The sequence below is a fragment of the Methylibium sp. genome (assembly GCF_031393925.1).
Lineage (GTDB): Bacteria > Pseudomonadota > Gammaproteobacteria > Burkholderiales > Burkholderiaceae_C > Methylibium.
The window spans coordinates 1-5,389 of the sequence record NZ_JANMWL010000157.1 but is presented as its reverse complement, the minus strand read 5'-3'; the positions used below and the strand labels follow the sequence as shown (position 1 = coordinate 5,389).

5 protein-coding genes are annotated in these 5,389 nt (G+C 68.1%); 4 read left to right on the top strand and 1 reads right to left on the bottom strand.

Annotated elements, in window-relative coordinates; all coding sequences use genetic code 11:
- The 3 genes from RMO12_RS08855 to RMO12_RS08845 all read left to right on the top strand — a co-directional run.
- The coding region (locus RMO12_RS08855; protein ID WP_309639009.1) for a phosphatase PAP2 family protein at window positions 1–363 on the top strand (363 nt) is incomplete at its 5' end.
- A 60-nt stretch (window positions 364–423) separates the two neighbouring features.
- Window positions 424–2,304, top strand: coding sequence for an ABC transporter ATP-binding protein (locus tag RMO12_RS08850; RefSeq protein WP_309639008.1), 1,881 nt, complete (start codon window positions 424–426; stop codon window positions 2,302–2,304).
- A 100-nt stretch (window positions 2,305–2,404) separates the two neighbouring features.
- Entirely contained in the window at window positions 2,405–3,157 is a 753-nt protein-coding gene (locus RMO12_RS08845; RefSeq protein WP_309639007.1) for a hypothetical protein, read from the top strand.
- 27 nt (window positions 3,158–3,184) lie between these two features.
- Here the strand turns inward: RMO12_RS08845 and RMO12_RS08840 are convergent, their stop codons facing one another.
- On the bottom strand, window positions 3,185–3,955 hold the full coding sequence (locus RMO12_RS08840; protein WP_309639006.1) for a TerC family protein: 771 nt from the start codon (window positions 3,953–3,955) through the stop codon (window positions 3,185–3,187).
- A 388-nt stretch (window positions 3,956–4,343) separates the two neighbouring features.
- Between RMO12_RS08840 and RMO12_RS08835 the strand changes: the two genes are divergently transcribed.
- Window positions 4,344–5,389 (top strand): MBL fold metallo-hydrolase (locus tag RMO12_RS08835; RefSeq protein ID WP_309639005.1); only part of this gene is annotated, 1,046 nt, incomplete at its 3' end.

Below are 5,389 nucleotides of genomic sequence, written 5' to 3'. Positions count from 1 at the left end.
GCGCTCAAGGCGCTGTTCGCGCGCGCGCGGCCGGTGCATGACGGCGGCGCGCTGCTCGCGCATGGCTACAGCTTTCCGAGTGGCCACTCGTCGGGTGCCGTCGTGGCCTACGGCATGCTGGCCTTCGTGTTGCTGCGCGTGCTGCCCAAGGCCTGGCATTTGCCGGTGGTGCTGCTGGCGACCGCGATCGCGTTCTCGGTCGGCTCCAGCCGCATCTTCCTGCATGTTCACTACCCGAGCGACGTGCTGGCCGGCTTTGCCTCGGGCGCCGCTTGGTTGGCGGTGTGCCTCGTCGCGGCGGCGTGGGTGCGCCGCAGGCGCCTCGGCGTGTCTGGCCACGAACCCCCAAAACCCTCCGGGTGACCGCAAGGGTCGCCGCTCCTCGGCTACGCTTCTGCCCTTTGCCGGCCCCGGAGATCCCGCGTGTTCCGAGCTTTCGAGCGACTCCTGCATCCCTACCCGGATGCCGTGCCCCGCACGCCGCCCAAGGAATTTTTTGCCTTCATCTGGGACTGCACGCGCGGCCTGCGGCCTTGCCTGTTGGCGATGACCTTGTTGACGGCGGGCATCGGCGTGTTCGAGGCGCTGCTGTTCTGGGTGCTCGGGCGCATCGTCGACTGGCTGGCCACCGTGGAGCCGGCGCGGCTGTGGGCCGAGGAGGGCGCCACCTTGCTGTTGCTGGCCGGCGTGCTGGCGGCCAGCACCTTGATGGTGGCGCTGCAGTCCCTGCTCAAACAGCAGGCGCTGGCCGGCAACTTCCCGATGCTGCTGCGCTGGAACTTCCACCGGCTCATGCTCGGCCAGAGCCTGGCCTTCTATCAGGACGAGTTTGCCGGCCGCGTGAGTGCCAAGGTGATGCAGACGGCGCTGGCGGTGCGCGACACCTGGATGGTGCTGGCCGAGCTGCTGGTGTTCGTCGTCATTTATTTCGTCACCCTGCTGCTGGTGTTGGGCGGCTTTGCCGCGTGGCTGCTGTTGCCTTTCCTGGCGTGGGTGGCGCTCTACATCGGCGCCTTGTGCTACTTCGTGCCGCGGCTCGCCCGCGTGGCCCAGGCGCAGGCCGACGCGCGCTCGCTCATGACCGGGCGCATCACCGACGCCTACACCAACATCGCCACCGTCAAGCTGTTCTCGCACGCCGGCCGCGAGGCGGTGCATGCGCGCGGTGCGATGCAGGAGTTCTTGCTCACGGTGCAGGGCCAGATGCGGCTGGTGACCGGCTTCGAGATCGTCAACCACGCTCTCTCGATGGCGCTGATCGTCGGCACCACGGCGGCCGCGTTGTGGCTGTGGACCCAGGGCCAGGTCGGCGTCGGCGCGCTGGCGGCGACCACCGCGATGGCGCTGCGCTTGAACGGCATTTCGCATTGGGTGATGTGGGAGATGGCGTCGCTGTTCGAGTACATCGGCACGGTGCAGGACGGCATCAACACGCTCGCGCGCCCCCACACCGTGGTCGACCGCGCCGACGCCAGGCCGCTCGTGGTGAGCCGCGGCGAGATTGCCTTCGAGCGGCTCTCCTTCGCCTACGGTGCGCCGTCCCAGGCGGCACCGCGCGTGATCGACGAGCTGTCGCTGCGCATCCGTGCGGGCGAGAAGATCGGCCTGGTCGGTCGCTCGGGCGCAGGCAAGTCGACCATCGTGAACCTGCTGCTGCGCTTCTACGACATCACCGAGGGCCGCGTGCTCATCGACGGCCAGGACATCGCCCACGTGACGCAGGATTCGCTGCGCGCGCAGGTCGGCATGGTCACGCAGGACACCTCGCTCCTGCACCGTTCGGTGCGCGACAACATCCTCTACGGCCGTCCCGACGCGAGCGACGCCGACATGGTGGCGGCGGCCCACCGCGCCGAAGCAAGCGACTTCATCGAAGGCCTGTCGGACGCGAGCGGGCGCCGCGGCTACGACGCGCACGTGGGCGAACGCGGCGTCAAGCTCTCGGGCGGCCAGCGCCAGCGCATTGCCATTGCGCGCGTGATGCTCAAGAACGCGCCGATCCTGCTGCTCGACGAGGCCACCAGCGCCCTCGACTCCGAGGTCGAAGCCGCCATCCAGGCCAGCCTCTACCGGCTGATGGAGGGCAAGACGGTGGTCGCCATCGCGCACCGGCTGTCCACCATCGCGGCGATGGACCGGCTGGTGGTGCTCGACCGCGGCCGCATCGTCGAAGAAGGCGACCACCGCAGCCTGCTCGCGCGCGGCGGGCTCTATGCGCGGTTGTGGGCGCACCAGAGCGGGGGATTTCTCGGCGCCGAAGCCGACGAGGACGCGCTCGAATGCGGCGTGGCGGTGGCGGTCTGACCCCCGCGATGCGGTGGTTCGCGCGCGGCGCGGGGCAGGCTAGATTCACGGCGTTATCCAAGGCAGCGTGGTTTGCGCGCTGCCGTGGGCAGGGAGATCTATGCGCGACTTTGAAGATTCAACGCTCTGGCGCATCAGCGCCTACGAGCGCATGCGCAAGGAAACCGGCACCAGCCGCTACGGACGCCCCGGGAGCGTCACGGTGCTGCCGACCACCTTGCTCAGCGAGTTGCGGCAGCTCGAAAACCCCTCCGCGGGTACCGACGTGCTGGAGGTCATGGCCGCCTGCCTGCGCCAGCGCGAAGCGGCGCTGCTGTACCTGCGGCATGAGGAATGCGTCTGGCCGGTGTCGCTGTTTCCCGCCCAGATGCAATACCACTCGCCGCGCGACATGGCGCTGGCCGACGCGGACGGACTGGCCGACCTGTCCTTGATCCAGTTCGAGCCGCCCGGCGTGCGGCCGCCCGGACACTGGATGCATGAGCGCGTGGGCGCGGCCCGCCACTATCACGACCTGGTGCCGCTGTTGTGGTCCATCGCGCTGCATGGGCCGCGCCGCCAGCTGCTGGCCGAGATCGGCGGCACCGCGGCGTTTCGCGCACTGCGCAACCCCATTAAAGACGGCCTGCATGCTAGCGGCGCGGTCGGCGCGGCCATCGAGCGGCTTCGGCGCGAGTCGGTCGCGATGCGTGACGTGGCCGCCTGGCCCGGCATGAGCACCGAGCGCGCCTCGCGGCTCCTGAACGCGCTCTACCTCGCCTCGAGCCTGATGGTCACCCGCCACCACCCGGCGGCGCGCAGCGGTAACAGCCTGCTCGGCGGGCTGTTCGGGCCGCGCGGCGGACGCCACTGAAAAGGCGCGCGGGCCGGCGCGGTGCCTTCAGCGCCTCGGCTTGCCCGGGTCGTCAGCCGCCGTGTAGGCGGCATGCAGGTGGGCCGGCCGCGCCGAGCGCTTGCGCAGGCGGATGTTGAGCATCTCCACGCCCACCGAGAACGCCATCGCGAAGTAGACATAGCCCTTGGGCACATGGTGGTCGAAGCCCTCGGCGATGAGCACCACGCCGACCACCACCAGGAACGACAGCGCCAGCATCTTGACGGTCGGGTGGTCCGAGACAAAGCGGCCGATCGTGCCCGCGAACAGCATCATCAGCGCCACCGACACCACCACCGCGGCGATCATGACCGCCAGCTCGTCGACCATGCCGACCGCGGTGATGATGGAGTCCAGCGAGAACACCATGTCGACCACCATGATTTGCAGGATCACCGCACCGACGCTCGCCTTGACCGCGCTCGACGCCTCGCCCTCGGCGCCCTCGAGCGACTGGTGGATCTCGCCGGTGCTCTTCCAGATGAGGAACAGGCCGCCGGCGATCAGGATCAGGTCGCGGCCCGAGATCTCCTGGCCCAGCACGGTGAACAGCGGCGCCACCAGCCCGACGATCCACGCCAGCACCAGCAGCAAGCCCACGCGCATGAACATCGCCATGAACAGGCCGATGCGGCGCGCCAGCTCCTGCTTTTCTCGTGGCAGTTTGTCCACCAGGATCGAGATGAAGACGATGTTGTCGATGCCCAGCACCAGCTCCAGCGCGGTGAGCGTGGCGAAGGCGATCCAGGCCTGAGGGTCGGCGAGTAGTTCCAGCATGGGGTCTCCGGGGGAAGGGGGCATTGTGTCGCTGCTCAACAGCAGGCGGGGTGCCACAAGAGCGAGTGCTGCGCAAGGCGCTTCATGCCCGGCCGATCGGCTTGATCGGCTCTTCTATCGGCGGCTCTCGGACGCGAGGGATCGGATCGATCCCTCGCCGCGGCGCGCTGAAGCAACTTTAAATTCCTGGGGGGTTGCGCTTGGAATCGTCGGCGCCTAAACATGAGCCATGCGTTCATTTCGCCATGCAGTACTCACCCGCCCGTGGGGCCTTGGGGCATGGATACGTGTGGGCCCCGGCACTCGCTGAAGACATGTCCAGCCAAGCAAGGCTTGATCAGGTCTTCGCCCCGATCAGGCGAGCCAAGGAAAAACAAGGAGAAACACCATGCGAGGCAAGAACTTCTTCTTTGCAGCGGCAACCGCGCTGTCGCTGTGGATCGGCGGTTGCGCCAACACCACGGCGCAGCCCGCGACGAGCGCAGACACCGGCAAGGCCAGGGTCACGGTGCTGTACGACGCCTTCGGGCGCGACCCGGCGATGCAAAAGGACTGGGGCTATGCCGCGTTCGTGGAGGTCGGCGGCAAACGTATCCTGTTCGACACCGGCAACGACGGGGAAGTCCTGGCCCAGAACGCCAAGGCCAAGGGGGTCGACCTGTCGAGGCTCGACTTCGTCGTCATGTCGCACCGCCACGGCGACCACATGGGCGGCCTGAGCTACCTGCTCAGCGTCAACCCGAAGGTGAAAATCTATGCGCCCAAGGAGGGCTTCGGCGTCTACGGGGGCGATCTGCCCAGCGGCTTTTACCGCAAGGACGACACGCTGCCCGCCGATGAGCGCTACTACGGTGGAACGCCGCCGCCCGTGATGCACTTTGGCGCCGCCTGGCCCAAGGCCAACATCACGCTGATCGACAAGACCACCGAGATCGCCCCAGGGCTGCACCTGATCGCGCTGGTGTCAGACAAGCCCGGCACGCTCGAGATGCGCGAGCTTTCGCTGGCCGTCACCACGCCCGATGGCATGGTCGTCGTGGTCGGCTGCTCGCACCCGGGCATCGACAAGATCGTGCAGGCCGCAGCCGCCATCAACCCGAAGATCCTTCTCATCGCGGGCGGCTTCCACCTTGTCGTGGCCAAGGATCCCGACATCGACGGCATCATCACCACGCTGCGCGACACCTACAAGGTGGGCTACGTCGCCCCCGGCCATTGCACCGGCGAGCCCACCTTCACGGCGCTGAAAAAGGCCTTCGGTGAGCGCTACCTCTACGCCGGCCTGGGAAGAGCGTTTGCGCTCGGTGCGACGCCGAGCGCGGTGGCGGGTGCAAGTCACGACGGGCCCGACTCGATGGACGGCCGCGACCCCGTCAGCTACCGCAGGCTGCTGGCCAGCAGCCACGACGACGAGCATCCGACGGTGGCCGAGGC